Raw genomic sequence first — 22007 nt, 5'->3', positions numbered from 1 at the left:
CGGCCTTCGCCGGGACGACACCGAGAGTGAGGAAAAAGTTCGCGCTAAATCCCCAACATCATCTTCGCAATAATATCGCGCTGGATCTCCGAGGTGCCGCCGAAGATCGTGTAGGCGCGGCCGTTGAGATATTCCGGCACCACCGTCAGCATCTCCTCCGGCATCGCCGGCTCATGGTTGAGCCTGTAGAGCGGGCGCATCGGCTCGACGGCGAGGGCGTCATGGCCGATCACGTCGGCGCCGAGCCGCGTTACGGCCTGCCGGATCTCGCTGTTGCGCAGCTTCAGGATCGACGACACCGCACCGGGATTCTGTCCGGTCTGCAGCGCCGACAGCACGCGCAGCTCGGTCATCTCCAGCGCGTCGATATCGACCTCGACCTCGGAGATGCGCGTCGCGATGTCAGGACTGTCGATCGCGCGCCCCGTCAGGTCGGATTCGGCGAGATCCGCGATCGCCCTCAACCCTTCGCGCAATTTTGCCGAGGCGATACCGGAGCCGCGCTCGAACTCGAGCAGATACTTGCCGTAGGTCCAGCCCTTGCCTTCCTCGCCGACGCGGTTCGCCACGGGAACGCGCACATCGTCGAAGAACACCTGGTTGACCTCGTGGTCGCCACCGATGGTGAGGATGGGGCGCGTCGTGATGCCCGGCGTCTTCATGTCGATCAGGATGAAGCTGATGCCGTCCTGCTGCCGCGGCCCGTCGCTGGTGCGCACCAGCGCGAACATGCGGTTGGCGTGGTGGGCATGCGTGGTCCAGATCTTGGTACCGTTGATGACGTAGTCGTCGCCGTCGCGCACCGCGCGCGTCTTCAGCGAGGAGAGATCGGAGCCGGAGCCCGGTTCGGAATAGCCCTGGCACCAATAATCCTCACCGGACAGAATGCGCGGCAGGTAGAAGTTCTTCTGCTCCGCCGAGCCGAAGCCGATGATGACGGGCCCGACCATCTTCACGCCCATCACGTTGACATTGGGCACCCCGGCCCGCGCACTTTCAGTCTCGAAGATCCAGCGCTGCGCCGGCGTCCAGTCGGGACCGCCATGTTCGACCGGCCAGCCGGGCGCGCCCCAGCCTTGCTTGTGCAGCGTGCGCTGCCAGGCCATGCCGATATCGGGATCGGAGAATACCGACGGCGTCAGCGCGGTCGCGCGCTTTATCTCCTCGGTGAGATTTTTGGCAATGAAGCCGCGCACCTCGTCCTGAAAGGCGCGCTCTTCGGCATTGAAGGACAGGTCCATGAGGCTCTCCCAGTGTCAGGCCGGCACGGTGGTGCGGCCAAGCCCAGCGTGGCGGCCATAATGGTGCGCGCTGCCGCCGAACAACGTGTCGAAGGCGACCAGCCGCTTGAAATAAGCGCCGACCTCGAGCTCCTCGGTGACGCCCATGCCGCCGTGAAGCTGGATCGATTGCTCGCCGACGAAGCGCGCGGATTTGCCGATCTTCGCCTTCGCGCCCGACGCGGCCCGCGCCCGCTCGACAGGCTCCGCATCGACCTTCAGCGCAGCGCGCAACGCCATCGAGCGCGCTTCGTCGACCTGCACCGCCATGTCGGCGAGGCGGTGGCGGATCACCTGGTTGGCCGAGAGCGGCCGGCCGAATTGCTTTCGAATTTTTGTGTACTCCAGCGTGGTGTCCAGCAGCACCTGCATGATGCCGACGGCCTCGGCGCCAAGCGCGGCCATGGCACGGTCAACGGCCCATTCGATGGCCGGCAGCGCGTCGTGCCCGTAGCCGAGCAAGGCACCCTCCGGCAGTTGCGCATCCGACAACTCGATGTTGCAGGCGCGCCCGCCGCCGAGCCGCTCGTAGTCGGAGATCGCAACACTCGGAGTCGTCGCCGGCACCAGGAACAGGCCGATGCGGCCGGAGGAGCCCTGATGATCATGGATATGCGCGGAGACGATGATCTCGTCGGCGGCGTGGCCGTCGAGCACGGCAATCTTGCTGCCGGCAAGGCGCCAGCCTTGCGCCGTCTTGTGGGCGGTGGTTGCAACCTTGGCAAGATCGAACCGCGCCGCGCGCTCGGAATGCGCGAGCGCGAGCTTCAACGACCCGTCCGCGATCTTCGGCAGGATGGCCTGCTTCTGCGCCGTGCTGCCGCATCGTTCGATCAACGCAGCGCCAAGCACGATTGTTGCGATATACGGCTCCGACACCAGCCCGCGGCCGAAGGCTTCCATCAAAATGCCGATCTCGACCGCGCTGCCGCCGAGCCCGCCAAACTCCTCTTCGATCGGCAATGCCAGCCAGCCGAGCTCGGCGAATTGCGTCCACACCGCCGGACTGAAGCCCAGCGGATCGTTCGCCATCTTGCGGCGGTGATCGGCATCGTAGCTTTCCGCCACGAAGCGCTCCGCGCTTTCGCGCAGCAGCCGTTGTTCATCGGTGAGATTGAGATCCATCCTGCCTACTCCGCGGCCGCCGGCGGCTTGCGCACGGAGGGATGCAGGCCGGATGGATCGACGACCATGCCGAATTCCTGAAGATTATGCGCATGGCAGAGCTGATGCAGCGCGAAGGCCTGGTCGATCGCGGCTGGCTGGCCCATCACGTCAACCGAGCGGTTCACGGCTTCCTTGGTCAGCTTCAGCGCAAAGGACGGCTTTGACGCGATTTTGCGCGCCAGCGTGAGCACGGCGGAGGAAAGCTCTGCGCGCGGCACGACCCGGTTGACCATGCCGAGCTGGTGCGCCTCCTGCGCGCTCCAGCTGTCGGCGGTGAACAGAAATTCCTTGGCCTTGCGCGGGCCGAGCTCCCAGGGATGCACGAACCATTCGACGCCGCAGACACCCATGGTGACCACGGGGTCGCAGAACTGCGCATCGTCACTCGCGATGATGAGATCGCAGGCCCAGGCCAGCATCAGGCCGCCGGCGATGCACTTGCCGTGCACCTCTGCAATGGTCGGCTTGGCGAGGTTGCGCCAGCGCCGCGTGATCTGGAGGTAGATCTCCTGCTCGCGCGCGAAGCGGCCATGAGCGTTTGGTTCAGCGAAGCCGCCCCAATTTCCGATCGGCGGAAAATCCACGCCCGCTTCATTCTTGCTGCCGGGCCGCAGGTCATGGCCCGAGGAGAAGTGCGGACCGTTGCCGGAGAGAATGATCACCTTGACCGCATCGTCCTGCACCGCCTCATCGAAGGCGGCGTTGAGATCGTAGGTCATTTGCAGGTTCTGCGCGTTGCGCGCGTCGGGACGGTTCATCACGATCCGGGCAATCGCCGGCTCCGGCCTCTCCACGAGGATGGTCTCGAACGAACTCATCGCGTTCCCCTGGCGTTTCCGACCCGGTATTATTGTTCCCTCAAGTTGACTATTACAGCCGGGATTAAGCAAGAGGCTTGCGTAAATCGGCTGCTTTTCGCGGACCTCGGCCCGGACTCAAGATGTCTGGCATCTCGCGGATGCAATCTGGTAGCTTGCGCCCGATTCCACCGGGAGAAATTTGATGCGCAAGATCCTGACCGTGCTGGCGGCGCTGGCCTCGTTGAGCCTCACCAATTGCGGCTATAACGCGATCCAGAGCGACGACGAGCAGATCAAGGCCAACTGGTCCGAGGTCGTGAACCAGTATCAGCGCCGCGCCGATCTCGTGCCCAACCTCGTAAACTCGGTGAAGGGTTTTGCGCAGCAGGAGAAGGACGTACTGCTCGGGGTCACCAATGCCCGCGCCAAGGTCGGCAGCATCCAGGCGACGCCCGAGGTGCTGAACGATCCCGCCGCATTCCAGAAATTCCAGGCCGCCCAGGGCGAGCTTTCCGGCGCGCTGTCGCGGCTGCTCGTGGTCACCGAGAACTACCCGCAGCTCAAGTCGGATGCGCTGTTCAAGGATCTGATGTCGCAGCTCGAGGGCACCGAGAACCGCATCACGGTGGCGCGCAATCGCTACATCAAGGCGGTGCAGGACTATAACGTCACCATCCGCTCGTTCCCGAGCAACGTCACCGCGATGATGTTCGGCTACAAGGAGAAGCCGAACTTCACGGTCGGGAACGAGAAGGAAATCTCGACCGCACCGAAGGTCGATTTCAATCCGGCACCTGCGCCGTCGAAGTAAGTGCGCGCTATTTTGCGCATGCGCCCAGCCCCACCCACCACTGTCATTCTCCGCGAAAGCGGGGAATCCAGTACGCCGCGGCTTCACCGTATCCCGCTGGCGTCTCTGGAATACTGGATCGCCCGGTCGAGCCGGGCGATGACAGCGCATGTGTGGCGAGCGATAGTCGCCGTCGCATTCTCATTCTTTCTCACCTTTGCGCTTCCCGCCTCAGCTGATGTCGCCATACCCCAGCTCACCGGCCGCGTGGTCGATCAGACCGGCACGCTCTCCAGCGGCGACATTGCCGCGCTGTCGCAAAAGCTGCAGGACTTCGAGACGCGCAAAGGCAGCCAGCTCGTCGTCCTGATCGTGCCGACGACGGATCCGGAGACCATCGAGCAATTCGCGATCCGGGTTGCGGAGGCCTGGAAGATCGGACGCAAGAAGGTCGACGACGGAGCCATCCTCGTGGTGGCCAAGAACGACCGGCATTTGCGCATCGAGGTCGGTTACGGCCTCGAGGGCGCGCTCACCGACGTCACCTCGCGGCGTATTATTGACGAAGCCATCACGCCGAAATTCAGGAGTGGCGATTTCGCCGGCGGCATCACGGCGGGTGTGGACCGCATGATCCGCGTCATCGATGGCGAGCCGCTGCCGACGCCCTCGCGCAGCGTGAATTTCGGCGATTGGAACGACGTCGAGCCGCTTTTTTTCTTTCTGCTGTTCGGCCCGCTGGTCATCGGCGGCATCCTGCGCTCCATGTTCGGGCGGCTGTTCGGTTCGGGAATAACCGGAGCGATCGTTGGTGTCCTCGCCTGGTTCGTGATCGGCTCCGCGGTGATTGGACTTGGCATCGGCGTGCTCGGCGCTGTGCTGACGTTTATCGCCGATCTGTTTGGGGCGGGATCGGGCACGGGATCCTCGCGTCGCGGCTCGTGGTCGAGCGGTTCGTCATCCGGCGGCTGGAGCAGCGGGTCGTCGTCGAGTGGCGGCTTCAGTGGCGGTGGCGGCAGCTTTGGCGGCGGCGGTGCTTCGGGGAGCTGGTAGGTCATGAGCATCAGGCGCATCACCCGGCATCTGCTCCAGCACCATTGGCGTGCCAAGCAGGTGTTTCCAAAAGACGTGCTCGACCGCATCGAGCAGGCGATCAAGCGCGGCGAAGCCATGCATTACGGGCAGGTGCGGTTCGTGGTCGAAGGCGCGCTCGACGGCGGCCCGCTGTTTCGTGACCAGCCGGCGCGCGAGCGCGCGCTCGACGTGTTCTCGCAAATGCGCATCTGGGACACCGCGCACAACAACGGCGTCCTGATCTATCTCCTGCTCGCCGACCGCGATGTCGAGATCATCGCCGACCGCGGTATCGATGCGAAGGTTGGTGGCGAGCGTTGGGAACGCATCTGCCGCGCCATGGAAGTCGAGTTCAGGTCGGGGCAGTTCGAGCGCGGCGTGATCGGCGGGATCGAGGCGGTGTCCCGGGAGCTGGCAAAGCACTTTCCGCCAAGCGGCCCGCATCCCAACGAGCTGCCGGATGCACCGGTGGTGATGTAGCCGCTGCAAGCATGCGGTAATGGAGTCCCGATGTCGTCCTGGCGAAAGCCAGGACCCCAGCGCGAGCGCCCTTGCGCTCGTCGCGATATGCCAGTGAGGAGTTTGGCGAAAATCAAATATTCGGTACGCCTGCTGCGTACGACCGATGGACCTCGCGGTATGGGTCCTGGCTTTCGCCAGGACGACGTTGTGGGGACATCGGTGCTTTGCCTTGCGGACCAACGCCCGCCAGCCCACCTAATCGTCCAGCTTGTTCAGATCCCGCACCGACTGCATGATCGGCTCGAAGTTCGAGCGCGCATCCAGCGCGTCGAACAATTGCGCGGTGTCGTCCAATAGACCGTGCGACCGCGCGATGGCGATACGCACGTCCTCCTGCGGCGTGTCCGACAGCCGGCCGTGGCCTGAAAGCAAGATCTTCGCGTTCAATCCCTTGAGCCGCTCCAGCGATTCGATGTAGTCGGCGATGCTGCCCGAGCCGAACACGCCGCCCATCACGCCGCCTGGCATGAGCGTATCGGCGGCGAACAGCAGGCCCTTGTCCTGATCGAACAGCGTGATGCAGGCGGAGGTGTGTCCCGGCGTGTGCATCACGTTGAGGCGGAAATTGCCGAGGTCGATCAGATTGCCCTCCTCGAGCCAGATGTCGATATTCACAGGTACGTTCGGCTCGTTGAACATCTTTCGCAGCATCGAGAAGTCGTCGCGCAGCATGATCTTGTTGGCGGCGAGGCGATGGGCGGCGACGAAGGTGCGGCGCTCGTTGAAGTGCCAGGCCGCGCCGATGTGGTCGAGATGCTCGTGGCTGAGCACCACCATGTCGATCTTCTCCGGCGGGCAGCCGACAAAGTCCAGGCATTCGACCATCGCCGCATAGTTCGAGGACAGCCCGGTATCGATCAGGATGGTCCGCGCCGAGCCGCGCACGAGATAGACGTTGGCGGCGCGATTGGAGAAGCGGATCTGGTAGACGTCGTCCGCTGCCTGGATCAGCGAGCAGGTGTCGTTCTTCATCAGGACCGGAAAGGCCGTCGGCTTGCGGTCGCTCATGATTGGACCGCCCGGTAGCTGACCGCGTTGGCGGCGCGCAGGCGTTTCGACAGCGCGTCCATCACCATCAGCGCAAACGCCGGCTGCTGGCTGACGAGATAGACGAAGCGGGCGTGGTTGACCCTCATCACCCTGGTGTTCGGCGCCGCCGCGATCGCGGTCGCCGAACGTGCGGAGCCGTCGATCACGGCCATCTCGCCGAAGAATTCGCCCTTGCCGAGTTTGATGATGCTGGTCTTGCTGGCGCCGCTGAACTTGGCGATCTCGACCTCGCCGTCAAGGACAACGTATAGCTCGCGGCCGGTCGAGCCCTCCTCGAAGATGATGTCATTGACGCCAAACTCGTTGATGCACTTCTCGATCGTCATGACACCCCCAAGGGCCGTCTGCAGCCGTTCTGGCTGACAGGCAGTCATGTTAGCGGGGTAACACGGGCGGGCAACAGCCCGTTCGGCGGGAGCGTGGCCTACCGCAGGGCAGCATCGGCTGACGATTTGTTGCACAGCGCCACACCGGTTCCACTTTCCCGGCCCAATTCGGCCCCGGAAGACTTCCTAAAATTTCGGTAAGCGGGTCCGGAGGTAAGGAATTCGCAAGCAATGAAAGTTACCAAAAGGTCAACCGAGACTGGAGTATTTGAGCCGTGAGCGAACCAATGCCCGAGCAGGCCGCCCAGGATACTGGCGTCGTCGAAGCCGCAGCGACCGTGCCGCAGGCCATCGAGGCTGCTGCCGGCATCGAGGCCCCGTCGATTGCCCCCGACCACGAGGCGCCGCCCAAGCCTGATCCAGTGAAGCCCGACCCCGTCAAGATCGAGCCGCCAAAAATCGAGGCATCGAGGATCGAGGTGCCGAAGTTCGAAGCTAAAGCCGAGACCAAGCCCGAGCCAAAGCCCGGCAAGCTCATCGTCATGGCACCCGCGGAGCGGTCCTGGGACCGTGAGGAGTTTGCGCCGCATGTGAAGGCGGACGAGCCGCGCGAGACCGGCGGCAAGCGGCGCCTGTCGGCGATGGCCGCGGTGGTGGCGATAGCGGCCAGTGTCGGCGCCATCAGCGGCGCGCTCGCGACCGCAGGGATGATGCACTTCGCAAACCCCGCGCCGACACAGGTTGCCGACACCAGCGCGCTGGAATCCTCGGTCGCCCGGATCGATGCCGATGTCGTCGCGCTCAAGGCCAACGTAGAACATACCTCCAAGACCGGCCTCGGCCAGTTCAACCGGACCAACGACCGCCTGGACAAGCTCGAGAAGGCGCAGGCCGAGCCGATGGCCAAAATCGCGAAGCTGTCCGAGACTGTCGACAAGCTCCGTGCCACCCCGCCCGCGGCGCCCGCCCAGGCCGCAGCCGCCGTGCCCGCCAGGGAGACCACCGGCTCGATCGCGCCGGCCCAGGTTGCGACCGCGGCAGCTGCGCCGGCTCCCGCCGCACCCAAGACCGAGGTCGGCCGGCTGCCGACGGTTGAAGGCTGGGTGCTGCGCGACGTTTCCAACGGCGGCGCGCTGATCGAGGGCCGCAATGGCCTCTACGAGGTCTATGCCGGCGACCCCATCCCCGGCGTTGGCCGCGTCGATGCGATCCGCCGTCAGGACGGCCGCTGGGTGGTCGTCACCAGCAAGGGGCTGATCGTCGCGCGCTGAGCGGCTGCTATCCGATTTTCGAAAAGGCGCTTCACCACCATGTGAAGCGCCTTTTTGCTTGAATAGCCGTCCCGGCGCGGTGTTACCTAGGGCATGAACCGCGCGTTGCGAAGTCTCGTTGCCGCCGCCGTATTTTTCGGCGGCATCGTGTCGTTGTTGGCCGCGGAGAACGCGCAACTGGCGCGCGGTACGGCGATCACCGATCCCGATCTCCTGCGCGAGCTCGACCAGCACGATGCGTTCACGATCTCGCGCCTGTTGTGGCCGGAGCGGAACGCGAACTTTCCGCTGACGACCGATCTGATGTTTTCGTGGTTGTCGCAGCTCAAGGAAATTCGCCCCGCAATCGAAGGCGAGATCGACCGCTACGTCGCGCGGCAGAAGGCGGCATATCCGACCGAGACCATCGGCGTCGGCGATGGCTTCGACGTACAATTGTTCGATCGCGCCAATCTGAAATCCCCCGACACCCGTTTCCTGCTGGCGGGCATCGTCAACCGCATGGACCGGGCCTATGCCTCGGAAGACTCCTGCGGCGAGATCAGGCTGATCTATCGTCTCGCGCATTTCGAGACCAAGCCGGACGGCGGCAGGACGGCAACGCGGCTGCCGATGACGCTCAATCTGGTGATGAAGGCGCGCGATGCGCGGCAGACGGATGCAAGCGGCACGCCGATCACCTGCGCCGAGGTCGCGCGACGCTGGCTCGGCAATGGTGACTGGCAGGGGCTGATCGGCAGCAGCTTCTATCCTTACGATGCGATGCTCGATCGCATCGAGACCAACATTCAGATCTCGGTTGCGGCGAAGTCGGCGCTGCACGATTTCCGCTCCGACTATCTGCTCAAGGTGTTCAAGTACGACGCCGCCTCGAAGACATTCGCGGAATCGACGCTAGAAAACCAGATCGATCGCGACCGCATTCTCGCCGACAATGATCTCCGGCGCGACTTCAGGGATTGGCTGCTCGCGCCCGATCATCTTCGCGACTTCGATCGCGGCACGGTGCTGATCCCGGAAAAATTCCTGGCCAAGGCTGCAATCGTGCCGACGCCAGCCGGCCTCGATGCTTCTCCGTTGCAGCCGGAGTTCGGGATGATGCAAGGGGAGGGCAACGGAGAAGGGCGAGGCGAGCCGGTCTTCTCGGACACCGACGTGGTTGGTGCGCTGAAGCAGGCGGCGGCGCGCGGGGACATGCAGAACGTCCGCTCGGTCGCGGGTTTCCAGCGCCGCCTCAACGACGTCACCTGTGCCGGCTGCCACCAGACCCGCGGCATCGGCGGCTTTCATTTCCCGGGCGTCGATTGGCTTGCGGACAAGCCGTCCAACTCGACCATCGTGCCGGCCTCGCCGCATTTTCTTGGCGACCAGGTCCGCCGCCGCGACATCCTGACCGCGATGGCCGCAGGCAAACGTCCTGATTTCTCACGCGGATTTGCCGGCCGGCCGCAGACCCGCGGCAGCACTGAGCTGGCCGGGACCGAATATCAGGATGGATGGGGTGCGCATTGTTCCCTGGAAAATGCGGGATCGGGATCGGCCGACAGGAGTTTTACGTCATGGAGCTGTGCTAAAGGGCTGACCTGTCAGGCTGCCGCGGCCTCGCGCCGCATCGGCATGTGCTTCATCAAGACGCGTTAGGCTGTCTCGAACCGGTTTGGATGACCCCATGACGGAATCCAGCGAAGCCAACAAGGAGCGCAATCGCGAGATCGCGCAGAATGAAGAGGCCAAGCAGGTCACCGGCAGCGTTCGCGTCAGCATCTCGGCCATCGTAGCGGTCGTCATCATCGGTGGAATCCTGTTTACGCTCGGCTGGCTGGCGCTGAAGTAGCTTTCTTTCGTCATGCCCGGGCTTGTCCCGGGCATCCACGTTCTGGTGTCCCCGCTCAAGATCGTGGATGGCCGGGACAAGCCCGGCCATGACGGCCGAGACGACGTGGCGCGAGCGCACTCACTTCGCGTAATTCGTCATCCGCTTGCCGGGCAGCAGCTCGTAGGCCGGCTTCCACCCGGGCAGTGTGGCCATACGGCCAAGCCAGGCGTGGATGGCGGGATAGCTTTCCGCGAAATCGAAGCCGTGCTCGTCGCTCGGATAGTGCAGATAGGCCATCATCGAGATATCGGCGACGGTCGGCCTGGTGCCGATCGCGAATTCATTGTGCTGGAGATGGCCGTCGAGAATGCCGAGGAAGTCTTCGAGCCGCCGGCGAAAATGTTTCAGCACCTGCGGATCGTTGTTTTGCGTGAAGGCGCGCATGAAGCGGTAGGTCGCCATGTAGCCGGTGAGCTTGTGGTTGTCCCAGAACAGCCAGCGCAGCAGCTCGAACTTTTCCTCCTCGGTCTCGGCACCGAAACGCCCGTACTGGTCGGCAAGCTTGAGCAGGAGAGGCGCGGTCTGCGTCATCTTCACACCGTCCACCTCGAGCACGGGAAGCTCGCCCATCTCGTTCACGCTCTTGCGCCATTCCGGCGTGCGCGTGACGCCGCCGCCAAAGTCGGTCCAGACCGGCTCGAACCTCTCGCCGCAAAGCGTCAGCATCAGCGCCAGCTTGTAGCTGTTGCCGGATTCGGGGAAGTAGTGCACGCGGTAGCTGGGCATGGGACCTCGCGAGGACGGTGATTGTTGAGGCGATCTACGTCCCCAGCTGTCGTCCTGGCGAAGGCCGGGACCCATAACCACCGAACGCAGTTTAGCTTCGTCCGACAACTTCCTCTCTGGGATATGGGTCCCGGCCTTCGCCGGGACGACAGCGTGAATGTATCACCGCCAGCGCCCCTACCCCACCGCCCCCTGCGACCGCAGCTGCTTGATCGCCGCCTCGTCGTATCCCGCGCCGCGCAAAATCTCGTCACTGTGCTCGCCGACGCCGGGCGGCTTGCGCGGCTGCACTTTCTTGGCGCCGTCGATCCAGATCGGGCTGGAGATGGTGAGCATGGTGTCGTTCTCGAACGGCACCAGCACTTCGTTGTCGAGCATCTGCTTGTCGTTCGGGATGTCGTCGAGGATGCCGACGATGCCGAACACCAGCCCGTTGCCGTCGAGGATCTTGCGCCATTCGGCGAGATCCCTGGTCGCAAAGGTCTCGTCGAAGATCTTGATCAGCTCGACCGAGCGGGCGTGGCGGTCGGGTTTGGTGGCAAAGCGCGGGTCGGTGATGAGGTCCTCGCGGCCGAGACACCTGGCCAGCGTCGGAAACTGCTTCTCCTCGCTCAGCAGCGACAGGATCAGCCAGCGGCCGTCCTTGCATTGGTAGTGGTTGGCGACCGCGTTCAACGCGCGTTCGCGCGGTCGCCGCTCGGCGAACTTGGCGCCGCAGAGCTTTGCCTGCGCCAGCACGCTCGCAGCCCACACGCCGTTCGCCATCAGATTGGAGGCGACATGCGAGCCCTTGCCGGTCTTCTCGCGCTGGTACAGCGCGGTGACGATGGCGCCATAGAACGCCATGGCGCAGGGATGGTCGCCCATGCCGGCGACCGAGCGGGCCGGCGTCGTGTCGGTGTCGGCGCGGACGAGGTCCATCAGTCCGGAGCGCGCCCAATAGGCGTTGCTGTCGAAGCCCGGCTTGTTGGCCTCTTCGCCCTTTTCGCCATAGCCGGTAAAGGAGGCGTAGATCAGCCGGTCGTTGAGATGGGCGAGATGATCGTAGGTGATGCCGAGCTTGGCGCGCACCGGCGGCGGCATGTTGGTGATGAAGACGTCGGCCTCTTCCACGAGCTTGTAGAGCACGGCCTGCGCCTCGGGCTTTGCGAGGTCGAGCGCGATGCTCTTCTTGTTGCGGGCTTCCAGCAGCCAGGCGAAATTGTGCTCGCTGGTCGGATAGCCCGGGATGTTGGGCAGGTTGCGGTAGGGATCGCCGGCACCCGGCGGTTCGATCTTGACGACATCGGCGCCGAAATCCGACAGCACGGTCGCGGCCGCTGGTGCTGCGATGAAGCTCGCGCAATCCAGCACCTTGAGCCCTGCAAAAATGCCCTTTTCCATCGCGGCGTTGCTCCCTCGCTCGTGTTGTTTCCCGCGCGCTGGAATTGGCGAGGGCCACCGTCACGGGCAGCATTAGACCGATGTTTCGGCGGGATGCAACGCTCCTCGCCGCGCCTCACTCATCTCCTGCGAGCAGGGCAGCGTTGCCGCCGGCTGCTGCGGTGTTGATCGTCACGGTCTGCTCGGTCGCGAAGCGCGCGAGGTAGTGCGGGCCGCCGGCTTTCGGGCCGGTTCCGGACAGGCCGTTGCCGCCGAACGGCTGCACGCCGACCACGGCGCCGATCATGTTGCGATTGACGTAGATGTTGCCGATCTGGACGCGGTCGACGATCGCCTCGATCGTATCGTCGATGCGGGAATGGATGCCGAGCGTCAGCCCGTAGCCGGTGCGCTCGATGGCTTGCAGGACGCGTTCGAGATGTTCCGCACGATAGCGCACGACGTGGAGGATCGGGCCGAACACCTCCTCGGTCAGCTGGCCGGCATCCCCAAGCTCGAAAATATGTGGCGCGACGAAGCAGCCCTCCGGCGCGGTCCCGGCAAAGTGCAGCCGTGCCTCTCTCTTCATCCGTGCGATATGCGCATCGAGGCGCTGCTTGGCCTCGATATCGATCACCGGACCGATATGGGTCGCGACGTCGCTTGGATCGCCGATCTTCAACTCGCGCGCCGCGCCCGCGATCATCTCGAGCATGCGGTCGGCGACGTCCTCCTGCACGAACAGCAGCCGCAGCGCCGAGCAGCGCTGGCCGGCGGAACGAAACGCCGAGGTGACGACGTCGTCTGCGACCTGCTCGGGCAACGCAGTCGCATCCGCGATCATGGTGTTGATGCCGCCGGTCTCGGCGATCAGCGGCACGATCGGCCCGTCCTTGGCCGCCAGCGCCCGGTTGATGCTGCGCGCGACCTCGGTCGAGCCGGTGAAGACGATTCCGGCGATATCGGGGTGCGCGGTCAGCGTGGCGCCGACGCGGCCGTCGCCGATGACGAGGTGCAACGCGCTTATGGGAATGCCGGCCTCGTGCAGCAGCCGCACTGCCTCGACCGCGATCCGTGGGGTCTGCTCTGCGGGCTTGGCCACCACGCTGTTGCCGGTCATCAGCGCTGCGGTGACCTGGCCGAGGAAGATCGCCAGGGGAAAATTCCAGGGCGAGATCGCCACGAAGACGCCGCGGCCGCGCATGGCCAGCACATTGCTCTCGCCGGTCGGGCCCGGCATCGCCACATCGTTGCCGAACAGCTTGCGGCCCTGCGCGGCATAATAGCGGCAGAAATCGGCGGCCTCGCGCAGCTCCGACAGCGCATCGTCGAGCGTCTTGCCGCCCTCGCGTTGCAGCAGCGCGATGAAATGGGGCGCGCGGTTCTCCAGAAGATGCGCCGCCTGCTCGAGCGCTGCCGCGCGAATGGCTGCCGGAGTCCGGCTCCAGGCGGCAAAGCCCGCGCGCGCAGCAGTCACTGCCGCATTGGCCTGATCCGGCGTTGCGTCCGCGATCGGCACGAGGTCGATCGTCTCGGCCTTGACGTCGGTCAGCAACCGGTCGAGCGCGGCACGCGCGCCGAATTCGACACCGCGTGAATTGCGCCGTTCCGGCGCGAACAGATCGCCCGGCAGCGGAATCTTGGGATGGGCCGCCTGCTGCGGCCGGACGATGGCATCCGCCGGACGTTGCAGCAGCGCCGCAACAGGCACGCGATAATCGGACGCCTGCGCCACGAAGGAGGAGTTGGCACCATTCTCCAGCAGTCGCCGCACCAGATAGGCGAGCAGGTCGCGATGGCTGCCGACCGGGGCGTAGGTGCGGTAGGCGATTTCGGGGTGATCCTTGGCGAGCTGCTCGTAGAGCGCCTCGCCCATGCCATGCAGGCGCTGGAATTCGAAGCCGCCGTTCGCACCGGCAAGCTCCAGCACGGTCGCGACGCTCAGCGCATTGTGGGTGGCGAATTGCGGGAAGATCCGCGGCCGCAGACTCAACAGCTTTTGAGCGCAGGCGACGAAGTTCAGATCGGTCATCGCCTTGCGGGTGAATACGGGATAGCCGTCGAGCCCGCGCTCCTGCGCGCGCTTGATCTCGGTGTCCCAATAGGCGCCCTTGACCAGCCGCACCATCAGCTTGCGATCATGCGCGCGGGCCAGCGCATCGACATAGTCGATCACGGCGCCGGCGCGCTTCTGATAGGCCTGGATCGCGAGGCCAAATCCGTCCCAACCGGCGAGCGAGGGATCGGCGAGCGTTGCCGCGATCACGTCGAGGGACAATTCCAGCCGGTCGGCTTCCTCGGCATCGACGGTAAAATTGAGATCATGGGCCTTGGCGCGCTGCGCCAGGTCCAGCAGTTGCGGCACCAGCTCCGCCATCACACGGTTGCGGCTGATCGCCTCGAAGCGCGGATGCAGCGCCGAGAGCTTGACGGAGATGCCGGGCCGGTCGGGCAGGGGATGGTTGCCGGCCGCCTTGCCGATGGTCAGAATCGCGCTGGCATAGGCGTCGAAATAGCGCCTGGCATCAGTGGCCGTGCGCGCGCCTTCGCCAAGCATGTCGAAGGAATAGCGCGCCCTCTCGCCGGAGCGCGGCCGGGCCCGCTCCAGCGCCTGCGCGATGGTCTCGCCCAGGACGAAATGATTGCCCATCAGCCGCATCGCCTGGCGCGTGGCGGTGCGCACCGCCGGTGCGCCCAGCCGCTTCACCAGCCGGCCGATGGTGCCGTCGGGCGTCTCGCCGGGCTGGATCACCCGCGCCGAGAGGCCGAGCGCCCAGGCCGAGGCGTTGACCAGGAAGGCCGTGGACTTGGTCTCGTGGTGGATGAAGTCGCCCTCGCCGAGCTTGTCCTCGATGAACTGGTCGGCGGTGCGCGCGTCCGGCACGCGCAGCAGCGCCTCGGCGAGCACCATCAAGGCCAGCCCTTCCTTGGTCGAGAGCGCGAACTCCCGCAGCATGTCCTCGACTCCACCAAGCCGGTCATCGCGCTTGCGGATGGCTTCGATCAGCCGCGTCGCGGTGCGATCGATCCGCGCCTCCTGCGGCGCGCTGAGATGCGCAGATGGCAAGAGGCGCGCGGCGATATCGGCATCATCGGGCGCGTAGGCGGCGGAGAAGGCAGGCGGAACGTTCGGCATGGCGTGTCCTGTGGCTGCAATCCAGGATAATGCTCACGCGACCTTAGCTCGATAGACAATTTAGCTCATTCGGCTTAGAAAATGAAGCTATCTAGCAATTTGGCCTTATGAATTATGGAATTAGATCGAACCGACCGGAAAATCCTCTCGATTTTGCAGCAGGACGGGCGAATCGCCAATGTTGAGCTCGCGGAGCGCATCGGGCTGTCGCCGACCTCGATCGGCGAGCGGCTGAAGCGTTTGCAGCGAGAGGGGTTTATCGAGGGCTATGGCGCGCGGCTCAACCCGCACCGGCTCGGCCTCGGGCTCCTGGTGTTCGTCGAGGTGCTGCTCGACAAGACCACGCCCGACAATTTCGAGCGTTTTGCCCGCGCAGTGAAACTCGCGCCCGAAGTGCTGGAGTGTCACATGGTTGCTGGCGGCTTCGACTATCTTGTGAAGGCGCGGCTGGCAGACATGACTGCATATCGGCGCTTCCTTGGCGAGACCCTGCTGTCGATGCCGGGCGTGCGCGAAACGCGAACCTATGCGGTGATGGAAGAGATCAAGCGCGACGCACCATTGCCGGTGGACTAACGAAATGCCGTCGCGATTGTCGTTGCTGTGGCGTCGAACGGGCGGTCTTCACGGGCAAATAGTTCTCGGTGTGCAATCGCAACGCCTGTCGTCGAATGCACTGACCGTCTTCTGAAATTTTCTTGGCCCGGCTCCCGGATTGATCCGGGAGTTAGCAAAAGCCGGCGGGCTTATACTTTGAGGTTCTCTGCGGAGCTTTTGCCTCGGTTTGCGATCTCTTCATACTCCACCGTCTGTCCTTCGTTCAGGGACGACAGACCGGCTTTCTGCACTGCCGAGATATGCACGAACACATCCTTGCCGCCCGACGCCGGCTGGATAAATCCATAACCCTTCGTCGGGTTGAACCACTTGACCGTACCTTTAGCCATCACGACTTCTCCGCGGGTCTTCCTCCGAGATCTCGAACCGCCAGTCCCCGCCAACCGGCCGGTTCGGTCCTAATACGATACGCGGAATGTGGCTGGCTTGGTAGCTCAATCCACATCGGCATTTCGCCGAATTCCGCTCAACTTCGCGGCGTTTTTGCCGGATTTGCCCGTTTCGCGGTCAATTGGTCCGCGCGCCGCGCGCCATCCGTCAATAAGTCGCGGCCAGATAATCGACGATCTTGCCGACATCGGCATCGTCGATGGGGGCGCCATAGACCTTGATCATCTTGGTCACCTCGGCCTGCCAGAAACCTTTCTTGTCCTTCATCGGCGGCTGCGTGTTGATGTAATCGGCGGAGTGGCAGGCGCTGCAATTGCCCTGCACGACTTCGAGATTGGGCCCGGGCTTGAACGCCGCGACCTCATCGGGGGTCTTGTAATTGACCGGTGCTGCAAGTGCCGAACCCACCACGGCGGCGAGGGCGAGCGTGATGGCGAGGAAAACGGTGCGCTGCATGATCATTCCCCTCAAGCCACGGTGACGCGGACGGTTTCGACGACGTTGCGCAAGTAACCCGCCGGATTCCAGCGCGGCGTATCCGGCTGGGTTTCGCCGCCATTGCCGGTGGCGCGCACCTTGAGCTCGTGGGAGCCCGCCGCGAGCTTCACCGGCAGCGTCCATTCGCGGAATGAGTATTTGCCAAGATCCTTGCCGAGCCTGGCGCCGGTCCAGGTTTTGCCGCCGTCGGTGGAGACCGCGACCTCCTTGATGCCCTTGCCGCCGTCGAAGGCGATGCCGCGCAGCGTGGTGCCGCCTGCTTTCAGCTTGGCTCCGTCGGGAACGCTGGTGATGAAGGAACGGATGGTGAAGCGGTTGATCGGGATCGTCGCCTTCGGCGCAGTGCCCGGCTCGATCGCATTGTTCGGGGTGTCCGGAATACGATAGGCCGACTTCATCCAGAAGCCGTCATAGACATTGTCGACGACGGTGATCTCGTTGAGGTGCTTGACCCAGTAGGTCCCGTAATAGCCGGGCACGATCAGGCGCAGCGGAAAGCCGTTGAGGAACGGCAGGTCCTCGCCGTTCATGCCATAGGCCAGCATCACCTCGCCGTCGCTGGCGTGATCGATATCGAGCGCCTTGACGAAGTCGGGCGTCTTGTCGCTGACCGGACCGTCCATGCCGTTGAAGGTGACCTGCTTGGCGCCGCTCTGCACGCCCGCCATCGCCAGCACGGTCTTCAGCGGCACGCCGCGCCAGCGCGCATTGCCCATCGCGCCGTTGGCGAGCTGGCCGCCGGCCACGCGCGGATCCAGGAAGCCGCGGCTGTTGCCGGAGCACTGGTTGACGGCGACGATCTCGGTCGCCTTCATCTTCCTGATGTCCTTCAGCGACAGCTTGAGCGGCTTGTCGACCTTGCCCTTGACCTCGAGGGTGAACTTGTCGGGGTCGAGACTGTAGGGCAGGTCGGACAGGTGATAGCGCACGAAGAACGCGTTATTCGGCGTGATCGGGCCGTCATTGAACACTGCGAAGGGCGTCTCGAGCTGCGGCGGGCGGCTGGTCAGGCCGATCATCGGCCGCTTCTGCGGATATTTCACCAAAGGCCGTTCGCCATTGGCAAAGGGAAGGGTGACGGTGTCGAGTGCCAGCGCTTTGGTCGGGTTCAGGGCAGTCGCAACAGCGGCAAGGCCCGCTCCTTTGAGCAGGTCGCGTCGATCGAACATGTGGTCTCCTCCCGGAGCTTTTCGTTGATCGCGGTCATCACCGCGATCTAGCACTCATGTGTCGCAACGACTCAGTTGAAGTCAATTCGTGCTTTCGCAGCAGGCCCATGCCGCTGCGTTGCAGCAAGCCGGTGTTACGCCGCGACGCGTTCGCCGTGGTCGACGAGCGCCGACAGAGTCCTGGCGTCCGCGACGACGCGCACGGCCATGGGTTCGTCGCGGCCGCGGATCGCGACCTCCTGCTGCGGCAGCGCATCGTCGGCAAGGCCGGCGGTGCGGCGGACTTCCTCCGAGACGATCGCTTCGCAGGCCAGTGTCTTGGTCATGTCCTGGAGCCGGGCCGCGACGTTGACGGCATCGCCCAGCGCCGTGAACACGATGTGATCGCGATAGCCGATGTCGCCGATGATGACCTCGCCGCCATGGATGCCGATGCCGAAGCGGATCGGCTGGCGCAGATCGTGGGACAGGAGCTCGTTGAGCTCGTCGATTTGCCTGGCGGTTCCGGCGGCGGCCTTCAGCGCCTGCCGGCACGCCTCTTGCGGATCGGCGCTCAGTCCGAACAGCGCCAGCATGCCGTCGCCGACGAACTGGTTCGGCTGGCCGCCATTCTCGATCACGGCCTGCGAGACGGCGCCGAGGAAGCGGTTGACGATGAACACGGTGTCGAACGGCAGCCGCTTCTCGGCCAGCTGCGTCGAGCCGCGCATGTCCACGAACAGGCTGACGAGATAGCGCTCCTGGCCGATTCTGGCGGGCGTCGAGGCCTGCGCGCTCGCCGACAGGGTATGCGCTGTGAAGAGCTGGAAGAAGGAGAGATCCGATGTCGGCCGCAGCTGGCAGGCCAGCCTGATCGAGGGATCGCTGGTGCCGACACGGGTGAGCACGAACGCCTCGCGCTGCGACGGCTCGGGCAGGGCGCCATGATCGCCGATGATGCGGATGCGGCAGGTCGAGCAGCGGGCGCGGCCGCCGCAGACGCTGGCATGCGGCACATTGTGGCGCAGGCTCGCTTCCAGCACGGAGAGGCCCTTGGGGACGCGCACCGTCTTGCCGTTGCCGTAGGACAGCGCGATCATGCCACCGCGTCGTTCGCGCAGGGCGCGCACGCCGCGCGCCAGCAGCGCCAAAGCGAGCAGTCCGAGATAACCGGCGGTGAGGCCACCGGTGATGCGGTCGAGCGTCGCTGCCTCGGCCGTCGTGCCGACCTGGCTGCGCGTGAGATTGTGCATCCGCCATTCCCCGTCGTCGGCCTCGACCGCGACGCTGCGGCCACCCTGGTAGACACCCAGCAGTGACAGCGTCGGGATCAGCACGGCAGCCGCGAGCAGATAGGGCGCCGCGCGCGTGAAGAACGGTTTGAGGCGAAGCCAGAAATAGATGCCGATGCAGCCGTGAACCCAGGCGATCAGAAGCAGGACCGTCATGGTCCAGATACGGTTCGATGCGACGAAGAACAGATAGAGTTCCTGCGGATAGAGCTTTTGGTGCCCGTACAGCGTCTGGCCGAGCCGCACGCCGATCACATGCGCCATGACCAGCGCGGGGATGCTCAAGCCCAGCACGAGCTGCAGCGGCTCGACCGTCCGCCAGCGGAACTGCCGGCGCTGATACAGTGCATAGATGCCGAGCCCCATATGCGTGAGCGCCGCCGTGTAGAACGTGATCGCAACCGGCAGGAACTGCCAGAACAGTGTGTGATAGTAGACCCCGATCTCCATGGCATCGACCGAGATGTTGCCGAGCGCATGGTTGAGGAAATGGCTAACGACATAGGCGAACAAAATGACGCCGCAGACCAGCCGCACCTGGCGCACGCTGATGGCGCGGGAAAGCTCGGAAAATAGTGAGGATGCGGTTGCGGCCATGATTCTGTTGTATCAGTTCATGAAGGAGAACAGCCAGCGTCGCGTTTAATTCCGGGGGTGGTCGGTTCGCGGGATCACATCCGCGGCAGGAATCACTCCATTGTCGTCCCGGACAAGCGCCGCATGGCGGCGCGCAGATCCGGGACCCATAGCCACAGGGAGTCGTTGTGGCACGGGCTGGTAGCTACGGGTCTTCGCCAAACCCCTCCCTGTGGTTATGGGTCCCGGATCAGCGCTTCGCTTGTCCGGGACGACAGCGCAACAGGCCGATCCACCCCCGACATTGACTCCCCCTCCTAGGTTGGCGAAAAGCGCCGCCGTGGCGACAGCTCCCGACATCACGATGCCCCCCGTAGGCGCGGCGCGCCGGCCGCTCGTCATGGCCGCGGCGATCGTCGCCGCGATGACGCTGCTGCGCATCGTCTACGCCTCGGCCATCGAGCTGCGCACGGACGAGGCCTATTACTGGACCTGGTCGCAGGAGACGGCGCTCAGCTTCCTGGATCATCCCCCCGGCATCGCCTGGCTGATCCGGTTCGGCACTGCGATCTTCGGCGACACCAGGCTCGGTGTGCGCTTCGGCGGCATCGTCGCGATGCTGGTGACGCAGCTCCTGCTCGCCGATATCGTCCGCCGCCTCACCCACGACATGCGCGCCGTCGTGCTCGCGGTGCTGATGCCGGAGGCCGCGCTCTATTACGGCCTGCTGATGGCCAAGGTTGCGCCCGATGTCGCCATGATCCCGTTTGCGGTGGCGATGATGTGGTCCCTGGTGCGCCTTGCGCAGGGCGGCGACGGCCGCTGGTGGCTTGCGGCCGGCCTGTTCGCCGGGCTCGCGATGCTGTCGAAATTCACCGTGATCATGTTCGCGCCGGCGGTTGCCGCCTTTCTGCTGGTGCCGGATTGGCGCTGGCGCTGGCTGCGCAGCCCCTATCCATATCTCGCGGTGCTGATCGCAATCGTCGTGTTCTCGCCCGTCCTGATCTGGAACGTGCAGCACGACTGGGCCGCGATCCGCTTCCAGGGGGTGCGCGCCACCACCAGCTACGGCATCTCGCTCCGTACCTTCGGCGATTACATCGGCCTGCAATTCGGACTGGTCGGCTTCGTCATGCTGCCGGTGGTGCTGACGGGGGTGGTGATGACGGCGTGGCGCGGCTATCGCACGCGCGAGCCGGTCGCGATTTTGTTGTCGACCGCGGTCCTGGTGCCGTTTCTCTATTTCCTGGTGAAATCGCTGACCCTCCGCGTCGGTGACACCTGGCCGATGTTCATGTGGCCGGTCGGCTTCGCCGCCGCCGCTGTCAACCTCACCATGCTGTCGCGCGAAGGAAGATCGGCGCGGATGATCAGGGCATCGCTGTTCTGGGCCAACACAGCGGTGGTCTCCGGCATCGCCTTTGTCATCATCGTGTTCCTCTATTACGTCGCCGCGCCCTGGAATTTGCTCGGCAAGATCGATCCGATCGGTGCCGAGTCCGGTTACGAGCAGGTCGCCGCGCGCGCACAGGCCGCATTGGACGAGACCGGCGCGACCTGGATCGCAACCACGGACTACCGCACCTATGCCATGATGCGCTGGCTGTTCAGGGGCCGCGTGCCCGTGATCGAGATCAACGAGCGCGGCCGCTTCCAGGATTTTCGTGATCCCGGCATGGATCGGATCAAGGGCCACGCCGGCATTTATGTTGGGCGCGAGCCAGACAACCGCTCGCCGCTGTGGGAGAACATCCCCGCCAAACGCGAGCCGCTCGGTCAGATCGAGCGCCGCTGGCGCGGACTCGTGATGGACACGTATACGCTGGAAAAGCTCACCGGCTGGACTCCGGAGCTTTCACCACCGAAGGACTCGCCGCTGTTCCAGTGGCGCGTGCTGGCGGGAGAATTCGAGCGACGTACGCTCGCCTAGCAAGGCGGCCTTCTTCCTTCTCCCGTTGTGGGAGAAGGTGGCGCGAAGCGCCGGATGAGGGGTATCTCTCCGCAAATTCGAATGAGAGTTGGACTCGAGGAGAGAACCCCTTGTATCTGCACGGCCAGCATTTGTGCGATGGAAGTGACTTAGCGCCTTGGCCGGTGGCCACCGG

Annotated in this window: 20 protein-coding genes; 8 read left to right on the top strand and 12 right to left on the bottom strand. The window is 64.5% G+C overall.

Going from position 1 to position 22007, the window contains the following annotated elements; genetic code table 11:
- Positions 1–44: 44 nt before the first annotated feature.
- The 3 genes from AC0L3S_RS27165 to AC0L3S_RS27155 are packed head-to-tail and all read right to left on the bottom strand — an operon-like array spanning position 45 to position 3265.
- On the bottom strand, positions 45–1241 hold the full coding sequence (locus tag AC0L3S_RS27165; protein ID WP_473282465.1) for an acyl-CoA dehydrogenase family protein: 1197 nt from the start codon (positions 1239–1241) through the stop codon (positions 45–47).
- Between the two features lie 15 nt (positions 1242–1256).
- The gene (locus tag AC0L3S_RS27160) at positions 1257–2405 is read right to left on the bottom strand and encodes an acyl-CoA dehydrogenase family protein (protein ID WP_473282463.1); all 1149 of its coding nucleotides are present in this window, start codon (positions 2403–2405) and stop codon (positions 1257–1259) included.
- Between the two features lie 5 nt (positions 2406–2410).
- Entirely contained in the window at positions 2411–3265 is an 855-nt protein-coding gene (locus tag AC0L3S_RS27155) for an enoyl-CoA hydratase (protein WP_473282461.1), read from the bottom strand.
- A 184-nt stretch (positions 3266–3449) separates the two neighbouring features.
- On the opposite strand from AC0L3S_RS27155, the gene AC0L3S_RS27150 reads away from it, so the two are divergent.
- The 3 genes from AC0L3S_RS27150 to AC0L3S_RS27140 all read left to right on the top strand — a co-directional run bounded on the left by AC0L3S_RS27150 (position 3450) and on the right by AC0L3S_RS27140 (position 5591).
- Positions 3450–4058 (top strand): LemA family protein, encoded by a 609-nt coding sequence (locus tag AC0L3S_RS27150; RefSeq protein ID WP_473282459.1) that lies wholly within the window; start codon positions 3450–3452, stop codon positions 4056–4058.
- Positions 4059–4196: 138 nt separating this feature from the next.
- Positions 4197–5090 carry a TPM domain-containing protein gene (locus AC0L3S_RS27145; protein ID WP_473282457.1) on the top strand — a complete coding sequence of 298 codons (894 nt, stop codon included), beginning with the start codon at positions 4197–4199 and terminating at the stop codon, positions 5088–5090.
- Positions 5091–5093: 3 nt separating this feature from the next.
- The gene (locus AC0L3S_RS27140) at positions 5094–5591 is read left to right on the top strand and encodes a TPM domain-containing protein (RefSeq protein WP_473282455.1); all 498 of its coding nucleotides are present in this window, start codon (positions 5094–5096) and stop codon (positions 5589–5591) included.
- A 237-nt stretch (positions 5592–5828) separates the two neighbouring features.
- Here the strand turns inward: AC0L3S_RS27140 and AC0L3S_RS27135 are convergent, their stop codons facing one another.
- Together AC0L3S_RS27135 and AC0L3S_RS27130 are read right to left on the bottom strand one after the other, a co-directional pair.
- Positions 5829–6641: an MBL fold metallo-hydrolase gene (locus AC0L3S_RS27135; RefSeq protein WP_473282453.1), complete on the bottom strand. Its 813-nt coding sequence runs from the start codon at positions 6639–6641 to the stop codon at positions 5829–5831.
- A complete protein-coding gene (locus tag AC0L3S_RS27130; RefSeq protein ID WP_473282451.1) occupies positions 6638–7009 on the bottom strand; it encodes a Crp/Fnr family transcriptional regulator in 372 nt (123 codons plus the stop codon). The genes AC0L3S_RS27135 and AC0L3S_RS27130 overlap by 4 nt, the downstream gene beginning before the upstream one ends.
- Positions 7010–7296: 287 nt before the next feature.
- Here AC0L3S_RS27130 and AC0L3S_RS27125 point away from each other — a divergent pair, with 287 nt between their 5' ends.
- The 3 genes from AC0L3S_RS27125 (at position 7297) to AC0L3S_RS27115 (ending at position 10114) form a co-directional block, all read left to right on the top strand.
- On the top strand, positions 7297–8280 hold the full coding sequence (locus AC0L3S_RS27125) for a hypothetical protein (RefSeq protein ID WP_473282568.1): 984 nt from the start codon (positions 7297–7299) through the stop codon (positions 8278–8280).
- A 93-nt stretch (positions 8281–8373) separates the two neighbouring features.
- The gene (locus AC0L3S_RS27120) at positions 8374–9921 is read left to right on the top strand and encodes a hypothetical protein (protein ID WP_473282449.1); all 1548 of its coding nucleotides are present in this window, start codon (positions 8374–8376) and stop codon (positions 9919–9921) included.
- Between the two features lie 28 nt (positions 9922–9949).
- On the top strand, positions 9950–10114 hold the full coding sequence (locus AC0L3S_RS27115; protein ID WP_473265796.1) for a hypothetical protein: 165 nt from the start codon (positions 9950–9952) through the stop codon (positions 10112–10114).
- 120 nt (positions 10115–10234) lie between these two features.
- Here the strand turns inward: AC0L3S_RS27115 and AC0L3S_RS27110 are convergent, their stop codons facing one another.
- The 3 genes from AC0L3S_RS27110 to putA form a co-directional block, all read right to left on the bottom strand.
- A complete protein-coding gene (locus tag AC0L3S_RS27110) occupies positions 10235–10882 on the bottom strand; it encodes a glutathione S-transferase family protein (RefSeq protein WP_473282447.1) in 648 nt (215 codons plus the stop codon).
- Between the two features lie 177 nt (positions 10883–11059).
- Positions 11060–12265 (bottom strand): CaiB/BaiF CoA transferase family protein, encoded by a 1206-nt coding sequence (locus AC0L3S_RS27105; RefSeq protein ID WP_473282445.1) that lies wholly within the window; start codon positions 12263–12265, stop codon positions 11060–11062.
- 115 nt (positions 12266–12380) lie between these two features.
- Positions 12381–15380: a bifunctional proline dehydrogenase/L-glutamate gamma-semialdehyde dehydrogenase PutA gene (gene putA, locus AC0L3S_RS27100; RefSeq protein ID WP_473282444.1), complete on the bottom strand. Its 3000-nt coding sequence runs from the start codon at positions 15378–15380 to the stop codon at positions 12381–12383.
- 114 nt (positions 15381–15494) lie between these two features.
- Between putA and AC0L3S_RS27095 the strand changes: the two genes are divergently transcribed.
- On the top strand, positions 15495–15956 hold the full coding sequence (locus AC0L3S_RS27095; protein ID WP_007596520.1) for an Lrp/AsnC ligand binding domain-containing protein: 462 nt from the start codon (positions 15495–15497) through the stop codon (positions 15954–15956).
- Positions 15957–16126: 170 nt separating this feature from the next.
- Here AC0L3S_RS27095 and AC0L3S_RS27090 read toward each other — a convergent pair whose 3' ends face one another.
- From AC0L3S_RS27090 to AC0L3S_RS27075, 4 genes are all read right to left on the bottom strand, one after another.
- Positions 16127–16327 (bottom strand): cold-shock protein, encoded by a 201-nt coding sequence (locus AC0L3S_RS27090; protein WP_007596519.1) that lies wholly within the window; start codon positions 16325–16327, stop codon positions 16127–16129.
- A 208-nt stretch (positions 16328–16535) separates the two neighbouring features.
- Positions 16536–16844, bottom strand: a complete 309-nt coding sequence (gene sorB, locus AC0L3S_RS27085; RefSeq protein ID WP_456767887.1) for a SorB family sulfite dehydrogenase c-type cytochrome subunit — start codon at positions 16842–16844, stop codon at positions 16536–16538.
- A gap of 11 nt (positions 16845–16855) precedes the next feature.
- A complete protein-coding gene (gene sorA, locus AC0L3S_RS27080) occupies positions 16856–18055 on the bottom strand; it encodes a SorA family sulfite dehydrogenase catalytic subunit (RefSeq protein ID WP_473282441.1) in 1200 nt (399 codons plus the stop codon).
- Between the two features lie 134 nt (positions 18056–18189).
- Positions 18190–19923, bottom strand: a complete 1734-nt coding sequence (locus AC0L3S_RS27075; RefSeq protein WP_473282438.1) for an adenylate/guanylate cyclase domain-containing protein — start codon at positions 19921–19923, stop codon at positions 18190–18192.
- A 343-nt stretch (positions 19924–20266) separates the two neighbouring features.
- On the opposite strand from AC0L3S_RS27075, the gene AC0L3S_RS27070 reads away from it, so the two are divergent.
- Entirely contained in the window at positions 20267–21832 is a 1566-nt protein-coding gene (locus AC0L3S_RS27070; protein WP_473282566.1) for a glycosyltransferase family 39 protein, read from the top strand.
- Positions 21833–22007: the final 175 nt, after the last annotated feature.

It is taken from the genome of Bradyrhizobium sp. Ken01 (assembly GCF_055807355.1).
Note: the sequence above shows the minus strand (reverse complement) of the source record. Positions and strands in the feature narration are given on the sequence as shown.